The organism is Zhongshania aliphaticivorans (assembly GCF_902705875.1).
GTDB classification, from domain to species: domain Bacteria; phylum Pseudomonadota; class Gammaproteobacteria; order Pseudomonadales; family Spongiibacteraceae; genus Spongiibacter; species Spongiibacter aliphaticivorans_A.
Genome location: NZ_CACSIK010000001.1, coordinates 1,862,823 through 1,878,598 on the forward strand (window position 1 = coordinate 1,862,823; position 15,776 = coordinate 1,878,598).

Sequence of the window (15,776 nt, forward strand, 5' to 3'; positions counted from 1 at the left end):
ACAGTATCGGATTTTTTAAAGGGTAAATGCAAACCTATATCACGCCAACTATACAGCTACCCCAAATCTCTCTTAACTATGAATTTATAAGCATATTCTCGCCCCATTGTTTTTGCTTTAATAACTGATCATCTAAGGCCAGGCTTGGTCATCCATTTCTTGCCGTAATTCATCGCCGGTATCGAGGTTTCGAGCAGTAGCCGTAACAACTCCCTACAAGTCGAATGCTAGGCTTATTTTTACTGAATAACGGTCTGGGCAGTTTACCGCCAGTGTGAAAATAAAATACCCGAGGCTCTTTTCATCAATACTCAGCTCTTTTTGCTGCACCACCTCGATCACCATACGTTATAGATTTGGTCGTGTAGAGCTATCCATGCGCCTTTACCTCCCGTCGAGTAAAGGTGATAAGAACGCCGAAGGTCAGGCATGGACGCTAAAAGAGATGTCAGAACTCTGCCCGGTGAATGCCATGCTTGATTGGCAGTCAGCCCGAATGGTCGAGACTGGACCTGCTTTTGTCAAAGTAGACCGCTGGGGTCGCCCTGGTGTGGAGCCACTTCATATTAATAGCGTAATGAAAATGATGCGCTCTGCCCTACTCCGCGCAGACATCGATCCTAAAGGGTTTTCGACACATTCGATGCGCCGAGGTTTTGCTAATTACGCGATCGGCCATAAAACGGACGCCCGAGAGCTTATGAGCTGGGTTAAATGGAAAGATATACGCAGTGCCATTCGTTATATCGACGATGCAGGGAGTTTAGCAAATGACTTGGCCGAGAAAAGTAGCAGTGCCCTGCCCGGAGATGCAGTCCAGGTCCCGAGATTGAGTCCAGATCGATAGCGGTAGTTCTCTTAAGAAAAAACATTTTAATATCAATTATTTATAATATTCAAGCTAAGCTACTTAACTGAAAGCGGTCAATCACCCAGACCCTGAAGCGGTCCAATCAAATAAAGCCGTTCCGATTTTTCCCTTTGATGGCCTATGTTTGGGTTCTATTGGTAGCGTCCGCAAAAAAAGCTGGTATTACCACGGCAGATATATTCCTCGCTGCCGAAAACCGATCTGGATTTACACTCCTTTACGTAGGGATTTATGTCATACGCTTCCAAAGTATCGTCGTGAAAAACCACAGAGTAGCCTTGCGTGCCACATTTCTTTTTTGCGAGCTTTATGAGGTTGTCTTTCAATAATTTTTTGGCAGCCTCCTCAGTGGAGGATGAATCAAAACCCCAGCTTGCACCTTCAAAGGTAAATTCGGCAGTGCGGGTATCATCGGTAAGAATATACCGGCAATAGTCACGAGCGACTCTCGGCAAAGCCATGCCGCTTTCCATGCGGGCCACGCACTCGTTGTTGTTAGCCTGAGTATCGGTCGATGCGGCAATACGACCGCGCGCAGATTGCGCCGGCATAGTGGGGTAAAGATTGGCGTTGGAATGCAGGGTGCGACCGCCAAACCGAGGCTGATAAGCCACCGTGTTGATCACGCAACCTCTGTGCGTATAGCCACCACCCGCTTGCCCGCATTGCTTGGCAGCTAAGCTGGCTTTTCTCGTGCAGTGCTGACTATCTTCAAGCCAGATGTGATCATGCTTCGCTAGGCAGTTTTGCTGTGGCGATGCTGGGGCGTTAGCGGTATTTTTATTTGATGTAAACACAGTTGCGGTTGGCGCTGTTACTCGTGGATTAGATGAGATGCTGGTAACTAAAGTGCTTGCCGCTTGAGTCTGCGCTTGCTGATAATAGTCGCCAGCGGTTTTGTTGAATTGTGTGAGTATTTCATCCGCAGAACGATTGTCGCCGTATTTGCCCTGAAGGGCTTGTAGGTTAGATGTGCTGCCGCCCATTACGTCCATACTGTAGGCACTAATGAATTCAGTTTGTTGTTGAGCCGAAAGATTCGAACTGGCAGCGGTCGCGACACCCGCGGCAATGGCGAGTATTTTACCTATGTCGAAATTAAGTTCTGATTTTTTTTCGCTGTACTGCCAGTCAGATAAGGTGCTCAACTCGGCGCGGGTTTCTTTTTGTAGCCGTTTCAACACCTCGGAATCCGCCGGAAGTATACCTGGGTCAAAGCGAATTAGCGGCGTGCCAACTTCCCAATCGCGGCGCGCGTAAACCCCCACTTCCTTTTGTCCCTGGTATTCAATCTTCCCGATAAACACGGCATTCAGGTAGGGCCAGTAGTGGCCTTCGGGGTTTGATTTATAGAGTTCGCGGTTAGCACCCATTGTTGGAAAGGCTTTAAACACCCCGCTAAAATGAAATCCTTGAGACGTGACATAAGTGCCTTCTAAAGGGATGACGACGGTGGTTTCGGAAAAGGGGTCCCCATAGCGTTGCCAGCTGCCCACGAACACATCGAACTCATCGCTTCGCACATGGGGGTAGAGTTTAGCGCCCTGCACGGGTAGGCCATCGCGATACTGCGTCGTCCACGTTTGCCCGCGATAGCTCACCTCGTAGTCACCGCTAGTCGGCTCTCCCTCTTGCCATTGCCCGGCTATCGTATAGTCCGCGTTCACGGCCTTTTTAGTGCCATAGCCATTGCGGCAATCACCCTCAATACACTGTGCCAGCGGGCCGCTATGGGGCATGGATAGCGATTCACCGCTAGTGGCGCATCCTTGCAGCATGCTGAATGTACTCAGAAGTGATAGGGTGAGCAGAAACAATCTGGGGGTACGAGCTGCAATAAACATGTATTTCCTTAGGGCGTGTTAACACTAAAATGTCAGGCAGTCAGGGCGTTCAACTCTTTCGCCCATCTCGTAACACATGCTTGTATTGCCTAGATACGGGCTGCTATTGTAGGTTTCCTGCAAACCGTGCATTTTAGCATCCTGGAAACGATAGATACTGCTGGGCTGTTTACCCCTATAAGTCATATTTTTAGAGCGACCGCCTGCCAGCTTGATAGTCTGTTGAGTCGTAAAAAAGCCTGGGGTGTTGCTACTGTCGCTAAATTGCAAATTTAATTTATCGGATTGATACGCAAGCATATAGTTGCCCATATCACCGATTATAGCTGCCATATCTAGGCTCTTGCCGAGTATGTCTAGGGCTTCTTCATCGATCATGTGCCGTGATGTGAAGACCTCGGTGGTGTGCTCAATTACTGGCGGAGCGCCCGGCGTGTGCTCTAGGACTTTGTAGCGAGTGCGGATGGTGTTCTCAGTCAGTTGGCTGGAAACATCCTCAATTTCTTCACCATTGACCATCTTGGCTTTGTGGGTGTCTGCACGGATTTTGGTATAGATTATATGGTCGTCAGTTTTTAACTCTGCGCCACTTTTGTACTTATTGCAAAGCGCCTCGCTAGCCCTGAGCTCGTAGGCCAGCAAGGTCTGTTTTAAAACATACTTCGTTATTTTCGAACTATCGAGAGTAGAAGCCGATGCTTGCGCGGCCAATGAGCCCTTGCCGGTCTGTTGAGCTGTCGATTTATGACCTGCCAACATATCGCCCTCTGCGAAAAAGGCGATCCGCTTTTTGATGGCCTCCTCTGAAAGTTCACAGACCGGATAAGCGACAGGATCGTACAAAAGCGTACCATGAGCCCTGACGTGGGCCTGACCAGCCTTAAACTGTTCAGCCAATTGTTTGGCCTTGGGATCGGTGAAGCTGGGCAACTCACCTTTTACGGCACCGTAGTTATCCTCCATGAGCTTAATCGAATCCGCTTGGTAATCCTCTGCTGTGTAACTCACACAGCCAGATACGCTAATCAGGCTGAATAATACCAACGAGGTATACAAGGGCTTGGCTAGGGACATATATAGTTCTTATCTATTTTTGGCTAAAAAACCAATAGTAAATGAAAAATCCGAGTGAAAACAAGTTTTCGGAAAATGGCGATTTATCTCGATAGTTTCTATCCAACTACACAATTCATTAAGTTATTTTTGTGTCGTTTCGCTGGGCATTAAAAAACCCACTGGACCGGCCGCATGAGCGCCAGCTCAAAATGAAGGTACGGGCAAGCCGCAGGTTTATTGCTCCGCATGAGCACACGATGAAGATAAATCAGTTACGACTAATGAATATACTCATTGTTGCGCGGCTCCTAGCCTATAGCTTCAAGACTGATGGACCGCTTTTAGCACCCAGCAGAAATCAACTCATCAGAGTCCACCCCCAAAGGCTCAACCCACCCTTTAGCGGTCATACGAAGCCTGTCAATTTGAAAGGACTATTTCAGGAAAGCAGCCATTCGATAACGCCCGCAACACCGGGCAATTTGAAGCGCAGCGGAAAATTGACCCGTGTGCTTGCGCTTGTTATACAATATTGGCTTTCTGGTTCAGACTTTTTCGCCTGTTCTGTTCTACATGATTAGAGAAAACCTCTATAGCTGGATAAGATTTCTCCCCTCCAGCAGCCACTCGGAAATCATGCAATGCCGCATGCCCATCTGCGGGTTTAAAGAGATATGAGAACTGCTGTTCGATTACATCCCGGTCCACAACTGAGTACTGCCATGCCACGAGCACTGACTCAAGTGAGTTAAGGTACGAAACTGCATGCCATCGAAGCTCTGCTGATTGTGCCTCAGAAAGTGTAATATCATTGTCGCCTTCTTCTGCTTCTTCACCTTCTTCAAAGCCATTCCCTTCAAAAAACTCTGACAGAAGCTTCTTATGCTTTTTTGCAATTTTTATTTCTTGCTGATTAAATAGCTCTCGACACTGTTCCGGGTCGAATGTTTCGATAATCTTCCTTGCAACAGACCCTTCCTTTTTGATTTGCTTTGTCCACTCCATGAGAAGCTCTACCGATTTTTCGCGCCTCGAGCGCTCATGATCAGCCTTTAGCTGTTGATACGCTATCCCGACCTGAATTGCGATGCCTACGAAAGCGAGCGAGCCTACGATAGTTGCAACATCAGCCCAATTCGATAATGTCATTACTATTCCCCAAATATTTTTGTATAACGCCCAAAGCTGCCAACCGCTTTCGCGGAGGCCTTGCTTTTCAAGGCCGTAGCGAAAGTGGGTCGGTAGCCTTTGTTTGTTAAAGCCTCTCTCGACATAAACCTATATCCCGCCGTTGTTTGCAAGAATAAGAAACTGAAGCAATATGATTGTTAGATAAATTGCGAAAGAAAAGCCCATAAATAATAGAGTTACTGCTAGCCTTCGCTTCCAAGCTGATTCAACCGGTTGTGGATACATAGCAATTGTGGTTGCCGTACATTGATCGCTTCGCGCATTAATTAGCGCCGGCAAGTCATTGTTGACTGAAAGCAACTCAAAACCGATTTGTTCATTTGGTGCAAGACTTTCAAACACCATGACGTGCCTACCATCTTGCTCTGAATGTTGTTCATAATGCCGAGAAGGCCAAATATTAATGCAGAGCGGCTTCCAGTTGAATACCAGCTCTACTCTGGTCGCGGTTTCTCGGCCAGAATTTGAGATTACATGTGAAGCCGTATGAACAGATTGTTTTTCACGGATGACATTACCATCCGGATCTCTCAAAGGTTCGTCGACAATAAATGTAAAGCTATGAGGAATGGCCAGTTGAAGCTTAGCCCGCGCTTTAAACCGATTATTTAAGAACCACGTAATTAGCGGGATTACTAAAGAAAATATCTCTTTCGCATAATGTTGAATAAATTCCATAATGGTTCTCGTAGCAGTGTAGCTTTAACGCCCAGCACACGGGCGGCCGAAATGAAGCGAAGCGCAATGTAGGCCGTCCTGCCCGGCGCTTTTCAGCCGGGCAATCGTGCTGCTGTTTGTTATAACCAAATATATTTCCAAAATATACCTCGTGACCCACATAAGCTTACTTCATAACCAACCTCTGAGAGTAGGCTAGATGCAGACTCACAAGCCTCTTGGTTTTTAAACAGGCCTACTGTACGACTGTCTATAGCGCTTATTTGTAGGCTGAGAACATAAACTTTTCTTGGCCAATACGAACCATGCTTCAGCATTTTATAGCTTGGCTCTACCTCTTTATATACCTTCGCTAAGGATGAGCAGTTCCTTTTTGTAGCAGATAGTCTTTCTTCAATAGACCTTCGTTTTTCTTCTGGCAATTTCAAGAAAAACTCGTTGTATTGAGATTCCTGGAACTTTGCATCATCGCAAACCAAGTCTTTATATGAGCCAAATGTGTAGTCTGTAACCCCAGCATCTGGATCGTGATCACATCCGGCCAAGAATATTAGAGTGAATAATGATAATAAAGTACGATTCATTGGAAGTTATAACAGTTTTATTATGAAGACTGGGGCCTTATATCACTTTGGCTCCCTATCTCCGGAGCCGGATTCTGAATGGCGTCAAAAACCATAGCAATATCATTCACTTGATTGTATTTAGTTGAATTAGCTATCGATGTTAGCAAGACTCGCTCCCTCTATTTTTCCTAAAATCCCTTCTTCTGATCATAAACCGATATATCAAGAAATCAACAACTTAGACTACGATCTACGGAATTAGTGAGCTCGCTTCCACTGAACAAGCGGTTGACTACATACCACCAACATAACACTGTATAAATAACCAGTAATTAAGGGGTGAGCTTATGGATGATATCCGCCCAACTATAACACCAGGATCTAAGCGTTTTCTTGACCAGCTGCGGTTACATATCAGGCAAAACGGTCTCGCGTATCGAACCGAGCAGACCTACTTGTTCTGGATTAAGAACTTTATCCGTTACCATTCTCGCCAGCACCCCAAAAATCTAGGCTCACAAGACATTGAGGCATTTCTATCTCACTTGGCGGAGCAGAGGAATTGTTCTGTCAGTACTCAGCGAATTGCGTTAAATGCGCTTGTTTATATGTACAAGCGCTTCATGGCGGTGGATGTAGGCGATCTGAAGTTTAGCCCTGCACCCACCCCAAAGCGATTACCAGTGGTTTACAGCAGGGATGAGATCGCCGCCATACTTTCTCAGCTAAGGGGCGTACATCGCCTGCAGGTTGAACTCATGTATGGAACAGGTTTGCGCAAAGCCGAGCTATTATCCCTTCGCGTGAAAGATATCGATTTTGGCAGCAATAATATTTTTGTCCGTGGCGGCAAGGGCAATAAAGATCGCACCACAATGCTACCGCAACGGCTCATATCACGGCTGACACAGCAAATAGAGCATGTGAAAAGGCTGCATGAGCAGGACGTTCTTGACGGTTATGGCGAGGTATATTTACCTAATGCATTGAGTAAAAAATATCCGAGCGCTGCGACAGATATCGCCTGGCAATTTTTGTTTCCGTCAACGACAATCGGCAAAGACCCAAGATCCGGCACGCTTCGCCGACATCATCTACACCCCTCCGCGTTATCCAAGCAAATACGCAAAGCCGTTCAAGCCGCTGGCATACACAAGCCCGCGAGGTCACACAGCCTGAGACATTCATTTGCCACACATTTGCTCGAAGCGGGCTATAATCTCCGAACGATTCAAGAGTTGCTTGGGCATTCCGATATTTCCACAACGGAGATTTACACACACGTAGTCAACCGAGGTGGGAAAGGGGTGTTAAGCCCTGCCGACAGCCTTGCCTCTTAATCACCGTCGGATAATTGAATGTCCGCTAATGTGACACCACCGTCAGGTAAAGCATCGATCACTATGACTGCTTTTGGCACACACCTGCCCAGCATGTGGCGAGTTCAACGGTCGCTATGTGACTTTTTTGAGACAGAATGAGTATGTCATATCTCCAGAAGACAATGTGCATTACTTGGACCAAATGACATTCGTTAGAGAAAATACAATAGCGATAGGCTTAAGTGCGCCAAAGGAGCCTGTTTTCAATTTCCACACGTTTTCTCGGTTGTACTCTCGGGACTGACTTCCGGCTGTTTGGTAATCCACGCCTGGCGGGATGCTTCTGTCAGCAGGAAATGACGGACTTCAAGAAAATCAGAGTTGCGCCCCGCTACTCTAAATTGAATCCGATCGACGCGGCCAAAGTCCACGAAATATCGCTCTCTTGGCTCAAAGAAAAGCTTACTCTCGCTGAAAGCCGAACGACCGTCGTTTTTACGCACCATGCTCCGTCTGCTCGCTCTCTTCCGATCAGACAACCCGGTGAATTAACAGGTGCGGCCTACGCCTCGAACCTGGATCACATTGTCGAGTCCCACAACGTTAGCTTGTGGATTCATGGCCATGTTCATAATGGCTGCGATTACAGAATTTGTAACACGCGCGTTTTCTGCAACCCTAGGACTACCACCCAAATCATTTGAACTCAGAATTTCAACTAGGCCGGATTGTGGAGGTTTAGCCAGCGGGGATTTGATCCAACCGCTGTCCGTTGAGAATGGTATAACCAAAACCTCATTTTGCTTTGGGAATCACCATGACTGAGCAGAGGCCACCTTTTCCATAGACCTTTGAAAAAGGCGTCACCCCAATATATTTATCTAATAATTTCATGTTGATATAGCGTTTCGCAAGAGCTTTTACCCTCAAGTCGTCGACCAGCCACATTATCGTTGTCACAATACATGAGCTTGCTCTGCCCTTTCTTAAAGTGAAACTAGTATTCAGAAATCAGTGCTTTTCCACATTATGAATGTGTGACCTTCAAATAGCTCATCGGCAAGAAGGCCACGTAACAAACCTTTACATTAGTTCTCATCAACGTCTTTTAAGTCACAATTACTCATTTTAAATTTTATATTTGGTTGTGGCCCGGGGCGCCCAAACGATAAAAAGCTCGCTTGCTCCCGTTCAAATAACACTTCGCAATTATCGCCAAAAAATATCGTTAGCGACATTAGGTCGATACTCTTTAATGTTTCAGCCACAAGCGGGTGATCTTCAATAAATCTAACCATGGTCGTTAAATCCCTGGTGTTTAAAGAAGACGGTGATAAAGCCGCGTGTGTATTCAGAACAGTGGTTAAGGCAATTGCGACGGTTAATATTTTAATAATTTTCATAGTTTTGCTACCTATTTCATTTAAGCAGATTGAGTTTGCTACCTCGATAAATCTAATCAGCCTTTGTTATTTGTGCTGCCTGCGCGATGAGTACCCGCTCAACTTCCCGAACCGTACCCAAGGCGTAGCCACTGTCATCACGGCGGTCATGTCGGTATCTTTCGGCTAAGCCTGCCATAGCGGGTAACACTCGGTCATAGTAGCTGGCGGCATTTTCGCTATCACGCCAAGCAGCTATTTCAGCAGTTTGCACTGCCGCAGTTTCTACAGACCAGCCTATTTTACCCCAATGATGAGAAGCATTCTTTTTACGAGCGGCGTCTTGAAACTGTTTTTCTAAGGATGCGTCAATTTCAAGCTGAAAACGCATTTTCAGTAATAAAGAGGAGCTTGACTCCCCTAGCTTAAGCTTGAATAAAGCAAGAAACTGAACAAGAAGGTCTAAGATCCCTACTCGTATTTTATATTTAAGTTTAGTCAGTACATCCATTTGTTGAACTCTAATCAATATCTCGCTAACAAACAGCTTATTGGCTACGAACTAATGAATTAAGCTGCTTATTCATGAATGAAAGTGAGCAGATTAATGCTCATCCATGATTTCAATGGATTGATTGGCAAGGTCAATATTTACGTTCGCCAATTCCCCCCACCACTGGCAATCTTCGACACAGAATGTTGCATTCAATTCATTTGTCTGTGGTGATTCAATATTTTCGATGGCATGAAATGCTTTGCTATTACCCGTTACGTAATACCATACAAACCATTGCTTACCTTGGTGAACTAGCCCCAATGATAGCGATTGGTAGATGCCATTATTGAATTCAATAATTAACCAATGATTTCCGTCCACAAACTTATCAAAAACAACCGTATTATTGTGTCTAGCTTGCGTCAAAAGCGTGTTTAAGCCTAATTCATCGTTAATTAACACGCTATTAAGTTGCTTCGTAGTTTGGTCCCAATGCAGACCGCGAGGAAAACTATCTAATAAGCTATACCAGCCAGTATAAAACGCTTGAGTTCTTTCTTGCTCGCTGAAGTCACATATGCAATCCATTGGCTGGTCATCCAGCAACCAACCCGTCTGCGCTGGATAACAATCTTCAAGCTGATCCATATGATGAAAGTGTAGTGCTTGCCAATTGGTTTTATGACTTAAAACGGTCAGTTGCTGAACCCCGACACCTTCCATTGTTTCCGACAAAATAATACTCGGTGAAGCGGTGACTTTATCTAAGCAAACACCAGCCAAACTCACTCTGTTCATTTTTCGTTCAAATAAGGTTTGCTCGTCTTTTTTGAGTGAGATGATATCTGGCTTATCAAACTCAGTGCTTATTTGTAGAAACAGGCGCTCATCATTTGGGGATGTTATCTGCCAGCTATCGCTAGCGAACACAGAATGGGAAACGCAAAAAAGTAAAATCAACCACATTACTTTTAAGGTGTTTCCAATGCTTTTAAGCATTTACTCAGAACCACCAACAAAAACACCGGCGGGAATGATCACCTTGTTGACACCTTTATAGAAGAACCGCGATTTTGTTTTAGGACGGTTACTTTCACGCTAATAGGGTTACTAAGTCGGTAAGTATGCTTAATTTTCGTCGACATATAGCTTTATCCCGTCGGTCTGAATATTTGCTAAATCACTGCTAAGAGTAAACTCGTTACCTTGTTTCAACCATGTATTGCCCACACTATTTGCGCTTACATAACATACCCTTCCGCCCAGAATAAGCCCAGGAGCACGGAAGGGAATGAGGCTACGCTGCTGCTTACAACTCACACTGGCAATCTCGGGTGAAAGAGAGATTATGGCTGGGTATACCCCCCACCAGCCGGGAAAACCATGACTAATGGCTAATACTTCCTTGGTTTCACCGACCTTTAAATAGACAGCAGAAACGTCGTCTCTATTTTCCATAAGTGATTTATAACTGTTTCGTGTCCCTGCACAACCTTGCAATAAGACGAGAATAACTACCCAAATAACACAACTGTATTTCATGACAACTAGCACACCTTATTACTTACAACAGTAAGGGACTCTGAATTAATTAAGATCATTAACACCCCATCGGAATAGCAATGTTCATCACGGTCACCCTACTCCACTCCCCTTCAATGAATTTTTCGATTTTAAGGCGAACGCGACTAAGTTCGATGCTAATCGGCCTATAACCTGCCGGCCAACCCTTGCCATTGGCAATATCAACCCACTCTTGTCCTCCCACTCGCATTACTTCGGACGCAATTTCCTCATCAGTTACGGCGGGGAAACAATCTACGTTTACGTCGTTAAAATCAGGCAGTTGAAAGGTGTTATCGTCTGTTGATTCAATAAGTGCCCACTCAGTAGTGCAATGCCTCCAATCGATTAGATCAAGATGTGGCCCTTCGTTTTGGATCGACATGCTGGTTTCTAACTGTATCTGCACCCTGAAGGGCACATTATCTTCCTCAAGTAATTCTAAGGTGGCTTTAGATAAGCTATCGCCAACCTCTAGCGACGCATCAATGTTTTTATTAAACGGTGCCGTATAACTCATTACTCCTTGGAAAGGCGTAGTACTGCCCACCGGAGTCAATTTGATAAGCTCGACGCCATAACCGAGGCTGGGTAGGACTGTCATTAGTAGTGCGCAAAAATATCTCATTTCTGCAGTTTACCCTATTCAAGGTATAACGACTGTGCAAAATAACGTCCTAACTTGATCGATTACAGGAGTGCGTTCATAAAAAGTAAGCACCTCTATGTTATTGTCATGCGCGGTTCTCCTGCGTCCAAGTCTGTATTATGATTAGCGCCGGTTATTTATCTGGCTGACGCTTACTGTCACCCGTGCCCGATTGACAACGAATAAGGATTGTAAATCTATGGATCAAAGTATGGTGCGCGCCTTTGCGAGCAATTTTCTCGGTAATGCGCCAGTGTGGTATAAAAAAGCGATTATTGGCTTTCTCATCCTTAACCCCATCCTGTTTTACACTGCTGGGCCCTTTATTGCTGGCTGGGCGCTGATTGCAGAGTTTATCTTTACATTGGCGATGGCACTTAAGTGCTACCCTTTGCAACCGGGCGGTTTACTTGCATTAGAGGCAATTGCTATTGGCATGGCTTCGCCCGAAACGGTCTACATGGAAGCCAGAAACAATTTTGAAGTTATCCTCCTACTCGTATTTATGGTGGCAGGTATCTACTTCATGAAGAATTTGCTGCTCTTTGTATTTACCAAGCTCTTGCTTGGCATACGCTCAAAAATTGCCTTGTCCCTTGTATTCTCTGGGATGGCAGCAGTATTAAGTGCATTTTTAGATGCATTAACAGTAACAGCAGTGCTTATTGCCGTGGGTATTGGTTTCTACTCGGTATACCACCGGGTTGCTTCTGGCGGCCATCACTCCCATCACGACCATGATCACGGTGACGACAATAAAGTAACCGATCATTCCCGAGCTGATTTAGAACAATTTCGTGCGTTTTTACGCAGCTTGTTAATGCACGGCGCGGTGGGCACGGCATTAGGTGGTGTTTGTACCTTGGTTGGTGAACCTCAGAACCTTCTGATTGCAGAAAAAATGGGCTGGAGCTTCATTGAGTTCTTCCAGATAATGGCGCCCATTACTATGCCGGTGCTAGTGGCTGGTTTAATTACCTGCGCATTACTTGAGGTCTTTGGGCTGTTTGGCTATGGCGCAAAACTACCTGACTCAGTTCGCGCTGTATTGATTGAATACAACGAAGAACAAGACGAAAAAAGAACCCCTGCCGACGTGGCTCAACTCGTTGTACAAGGTTTGGTGGCTATTTTCTTAGTAATAGGTCTTGCCTTACATTTAGCTCCCGTTGGTTTAATTGGTTTGACCATCATCGTTTTACAAACTGCCCTTAACGGCATTGTAGACGAACACCGCATTGGTCATGCGTTTGAAGAAGCCCTACCTTTTACCGCCCTACTCGTTGTCTTTTTTGCGATTGTTGGGGTTATTCACGAGCAACATTTGTTCAAGCCCATTATTGACTCGGTACTGGCAATGGAAGGCCAAGCAAGAACTGTGATGTTCTTTGTCGCAAACGGTCTACTTAGTGTTATCAGTGACAATGTGTTTGTCGCTACGGTATACATTAATGAAGTAAAAGCAGCCTATGATGCAGGCACGCTAACCCGTGTTGAGTTGGAACATTTAGCTGTGGCCATTAACACCGGTACGAACATTCCCAGTGTTGGTACACCCAATGGTCAAGCCGCTTTCTTGTTTTTGTTAACATCGGCTCTGGCACCGCTTATTCGATTGTCCTACGGAAAAATGGTTATCATGGCTTTGCCATACACCATTGTTATGAGTAGTGTTGCCGTTACCATGGTGTGGTTCTTTGATTAACACCGCTTTATTCAGCAATAAAAAAAGGGCCTAATGGCCCTTTTTTATTGCTGCTGGTTTTTCAATTAAGCTAAACAAAGATGGTATTTGTATGGCTAGCACCCATAACATACTCCAACTTAATCATAATAATTTTCATCACTTTGGTAGCTTATTACCACGTCAGCATTAGTGTTTTCTCCCCCCTTTTCCGCATCCCCGCCATAGGTGCTGATTTCAAACCCCGGCGGCGCATCTGAACTTTGATAGAGATAGGCTCTTCGCCAAGGATCTTGAATAAGTGTTTCTCGGCTTATATATGGGCCTTTCCACATTGGTGCTAGCGGTGAAGAAGTTGGGTTTTCCAGCAGGGCATGTAAACCCTGCGTGGTTGTTGGGTAGCGCTTATTATCAAGTTTATACTGGTGTAAGGCGTTGGAAAGCCGAGTGAAATCATTATTTATCTGCTCACTAATTGCAGACTCAATACGCTTACTGACGATGAAACCAATTGCCAAAGCAATGAACATGGAAATAACAAGAATTAGCGCGATTTCCCACCGCTTTAGCCCTTGTTGTTTATAAAGTGGTCCATGCTTTAACTTGCTATACATTATGACGGTGGGTTGTTTGGTCAATATCAGCCTCTCTCTTACAACGCTGGAGGTACGCTTTTTGGGCATATTTAAGGAAACGCGATAGTCATTTCTACTATCGCGCCCTAAGCCTTAACCCCAATAACGATTTTGGCTTAATTTACCAAGTAATGAGGTTAAACTACGATTAAACGCGGCCTCTGCTGCAAAGCCAAGCCGTTCTTGCAGGCTGCGTTTCTGGCGGTACTTAACTAAAAATAGATCAGTATCTTCACGCTTAGAAAGCAAATAATCATCACTGGTAGACAACTCATCAATGAGTTTTTGATCCAAAGCGCGCTTCCCATACCACACTTCACCGGTGGCAATGTGTTCAATATCTAACTGTGGCCGGTTCTCACTGACGTACTCTTTAAAGAGAATATGAGTTTCCTCAAGTTCTTCTTTAAATTTTTGTCGGCCTTCGTCAGTATTTTCACCGATCATGGTTAATGTGCGCTTATGTGCACCCGCAGTATGCAGCTCGACATCTACATCATGCTTCTTTAATAAGCGATTAAAATTAGGCAGTTGGGCAACAACCCCAATTGATCCTATTACCGCGAACGGTGCGGCTAAAATTTTATTACCGATACAAGCCATCATATAGCCACCGCTGGCGGCAACACGGTCAATGGCAATTGTAAGCGGGATGCCGTGATTGCGTATCCGCTGAAGTTGCGAAGACGCCAAGCCATAGCTATGCACCATGCCGCCAGGGCTTTCTAAGCGCAACAAGATTTCATCTTCGGGCTTAGCTACCGTTAATACTGCAGATATTTCATGGCGTAGTAACTCAACTTCCGATGCACTCATATCACCGTCAAAATCGAGAACATAGAGCCGCTTCCTCTTTTCCTCAGTCTTTTTCTTGCGATCTTGCTTCTCTTGTTTTTTCTTGGCTTTGTGTTCTTTCTTAAAGGTGTCTTCGTCGAGAATTTCATACTTCAGCATGTCTTCCCAATCCTCAAACTTATGGTTTAAGGTGGAGACTTCGATATGCCCATCATTGCTTTCACGTTTGCCACGCTGGCTCGCTACGGCGATAGCGCTAATAATGACTACAACGGCAATAATAATTGTGACCGACTTGGCCAAAAATAAGCCGTATTCCAGTAAAAATTCCAACTACATACTCCTAGAGATGTTAAAAGTGCCACATATTGGTATGTGAATACCTTACAAGTCAAGTTGACCAGTTACCTAGAGCCTTGACACCAATTGGATTTGCCGCCTGAATAAACAGGCCGCTACGGCCGATATAAACATTAAACTGAGCGCCATCTACCATCGGCGCAAAAACGGCATTCCCGTAATCCACTTCAACCCACCGTTTCATAAGGTCATTATTTTGTAACCACAACCATAGATCTAGCGGTTCAGAAAGATTGATGAGGTATATGGTGCGGGCCATGCTGCGCTCTTCTTCTATACTTTGGTAACGCCCCGATAGCCGTTCTAAACGGTAGAGATTATTGAAGCCTAAACGGGCCACAGGAAGTGTCCAGCGAATCACTCTGCTATCTAACTGCCATTGATCCCCCATTACCATAAAGGTCTGTAATGGTTTTTCATCAACGGTATCAATACTGACCAAATATTGCTGATCACCTTTACCTGAAACAAACACTCTAGCGACCAGCTGCTCTTCAGCCAAATGTCGATAGCTATACACATCCTTGCTAACCACAAGCGCTAAGCCGGTAAAACTAAATGAAAGTACCACCGCTATGAGACCGCTTAGAATGTGTCCTCTAAGTCTCAATAGCGCCAAAAGACACATCAATAAACCGGCGCCAGTGATGATAAGCATTATTTGGTCTAACGAGATCATTCCGC

18 protein-coding genes are annotated in these 15,776 nt (G+C 45.2%); 4 read left to right on the forward strand and 14 right to left on the reverse strand.

All coding sequences use genetic code 11. From position 1 onward, the window contains the following. Window positions 1–376: 376 nt before the first annotated feature. Complete coding sequence (locus AELLOGFF_RS08425) at window positions 377–847, forward strand: hypothetical protein (protein WP_159268329.1); 471 nt, start codon at window positions 377–379, stop codon at window positions 845–847. A 155-nt stretch (window positions 848–1,002) separates the two neighbouring features. On the opposite strand, the gene AELLOGFF_RS08430 is transcribed toward AELLOGFF_RS08425, so the two are convergent. The 5 genes from AELLOGFF_RS08430 to AELLOGFF_RS08450 form a co-directional block, all read right to left on the reverse strand. Further along, a complete protein-coding gene (locus AELLOGFF_RS08430) occupies window positions 1,003–2,715 on the reverse strand; it encodes a hypothetical protein (protein WP_159268330.1) in 1,713 nt (570 codons plus the stop codon). A gap of 24 nt (window positions 2,716–2,739) precedes the next feature. Then, window positions 2,740–3,789 carry a hypothetical protein gene (locus tag AELLOGFF_RS08435; RefSeq protein ID WP_159268331.1) on the reverse strand — a complete coding sequence of 350 codons (1,050 nt, stop codon included), beginning with the start codon at window positions 3,787–3,789 and terminating at the stop codon, window positions 2,740–2,742. Window positions 3,790–4,293: 504 nt separating this feature from the next. Then, a complete protein-coding gene (locus AELLOGFF_RS08440) occupies window positions 4,294–4,920 on the reverse strand; it encodes a hypothetical protein (protein WP_159268332.1) in 627 nt (208 codons plus the stop codon). Window positions 4,921–5,049: 129 nt separating this feature from the next. Further along, the gene (locus AELLOGFF_RS08445; protein WP_159268333.1) at window positions 5,050–5,640 is read right to left on the reverse strand and encodes a hypothetical protein; all 591 of its coding nucleotides are present in this window, start codon (window positions 5,638–5,640) and stop codon (window positions 5,050–5,052) included. A 119-nt stretch (window positions 5,641–5,759) separates the two neighbouring features. After that, on the reverse strand, window positions 5,760–6,224 hold the full coding sequence (locus AELLOGFF_RS08450; RefSeq protein WP_159268334.1) for a hypothetical protein: 465 nt from the start codon (window positions 6,222–6,224) through the stop codon (window positions 5,760–5,762). 329 nt (window positions 6,225–6,553) lie between these two features. On the opposite strand from AELLOGFF_RS08450, the gene AELLOGFF_RS08455 reads away from it, so the two are divergent. Then, the gene (locus tag AELLOGFF_RS08455; RefSeq protein ID WP_159268335.1) at window positions 6,554–7,546 is read left to right on the forward strand and encodes an integron integrase; all 993 of its coding nucleotides are present in this window, start codon (window positions 6,554–6,556) and stop codon (window positions 7,544–7,546) included. A gap of 245 nt (window positions 7,547–7,791) precedes the next feature. Here the strand turns inward: AELLOGFF_RS08455 and AELLOGFF_RS18060 are convergent, their stop codons facing one another. Continuing rightward, window positions 7,792–8,034, reverse strand: coding sequence for a hypothetical protein (locus AELLOGFF_RS18060; RefSeq protein WP_235035678.1), 243 nt, complete (start codon window positions 8,032–8,034; stop codon window positions 7,792–7,794). Between AELLOGFF_RS18060 and AELLOGFF_RS08460 the strand changes: the two genes are divergently transcribed. Further along, a complete protein-coding gene (locus tag AELLOGFF_RS08460) occupies window positions 7,930–8,232 on the forward strand; it encodes a metallophosphoesterase (protein ID WP_235035669.1) in 303 nt (100 codons plus the stop codon). The genes AELLOGFF_RS18060 and AELLOGFF_RS08460 overlap by 105 nt on opposite strands. A gap of 384 nt (window positions 8,233–8,616) precedes the next feature. On the opposite strand, the gene AELLOGFF_RS08465 is transcribed toward AELLOGFF_RS08460, so the two are convergent. From AELLOGFF_RS08465 to AELLOGFF_RS08485, 5 genes are all read right to left on the reverse strand, one after another. Then, window positions 8,617–8,931, reverse strand: coding sequence for a hypothetical protein (locus AELLOGFF_RS08465; RefSeq protein WP_159268337.1), 315 nt, complete (start codon window positions 8,929–8,931; stop codon window positions 8,617–8,619). 52 nt (window positions 8,932–8,983) lie between these two features. Further along, complete coding sequence (locus tag AELLOGFF_RS08470) at window positions 8,984–9,421, reverse strand: hypothetical protein (RefSeq protein WP_159268338.1); 438 nt, start codon at window positions 9,419–9,421, stop codon at window positions 8,984–8,986. Between the two features lie 93 nt (window positions 9,422–9,514). Then, window positions 9,515–10,405 carry a hypothetical protein gene (locus AELLOGFF_RS08475; RefSeq protein WP_159268339.1) on the reverse strand — a complete coding sequence of 297 codons (891 nt, stop codon included), beginning with the start codon at window positions 10,403–10,405 and terminating at the stop codon, window positions 9,515–9,517. Between the two features lie 129 nt (window positions 10,406–10,534). After that, window positions 10,535–10,948, reverse strand: a complete 414-nt coding sequence (locus AELLOGFF_RS08480) for a hypothetical protein (protein ID WP_159268340.1) — start codon at window positions 10,946–10,948, stop codon at window positions 10,535–10,537. 58 nt (window positions 10,949–11,006) lie between these two features. Next, window positions 11,007–11,489: a hypothetical protein gene (locus tag AELLOGFF_RS08485; protein WP_200842627.1), complete on the reverse strand. Its 483-nt coding sequence runs from the start codon at window positions 11,487–11,489 to the stop codon at window positions 11,007–11,009. 328 nt (window positions 11,490–11,817) lie between these two features. Between AELLOGFF_RS08485 and nhaB the strand changes: the two genes are divergently transcribed. Beyond that, on the forward strand, window positions 11,818–13,323 hold the full coding sequence (nhaB, locus tag AELLOGFF_RS08490) for a sodium/proton antiporter NhaB (protein ID WP_159268342.1): 1,506 nt from the start codon (window positions 11,818–11,820) through the stop codon (window positions 13,321–13,323). Between the two features lie 119 nt (window positions 13,324–13,442). On the opposite strand, the gene gspG is transcribed toward nhaB, so the two are convergent. The 3 genes from gspG to AELLOGFF_RS08505 all read right to left on the reverse strand — a co-directional run bounded on the left by gspG (window position 13,443) and on the right by AELLOGFF_RS08505 (window position 15,771). Beyond that, window positions 13,443–13,940 (reverse strand): type II secretion system major pseudopilin GspG, encoded by a 498-nt coding sequence (gene gspG / locus AELLOGFF_RS08495; RefSeq protein WP_327785480.1) that lies wholly within the window; start codon window positions 13,938–13,940, stop codon window positions 13,443–13,445. A 90-nt stretch (window positions 13,941–14,030) separates the two neighbouring features. After that, a complete protein-coding gene (gene sohB / locus AELLOGFF_RS08500) occupies window positions 14,031–15,065 on the reverse strand; it encodes a protease SohB (protein WP_159268343.1) in 1,035 nt (344 codons plus the stop codon). Window positions 15,066–15,123: 58 nt separating this feature from the next. Continuing rightward, a complete protein-coding gene (locus AELLOGFF_RS08505) occupies window positions 15,124–15,771 on the reverse strand; it encodes a hypothetical protein (RefSeq protein WP_159268344.1) in 648 nt (215 codons plus the stop codon). Window positions 15,772–15,776: the final 5 nt, after the last annotated feature.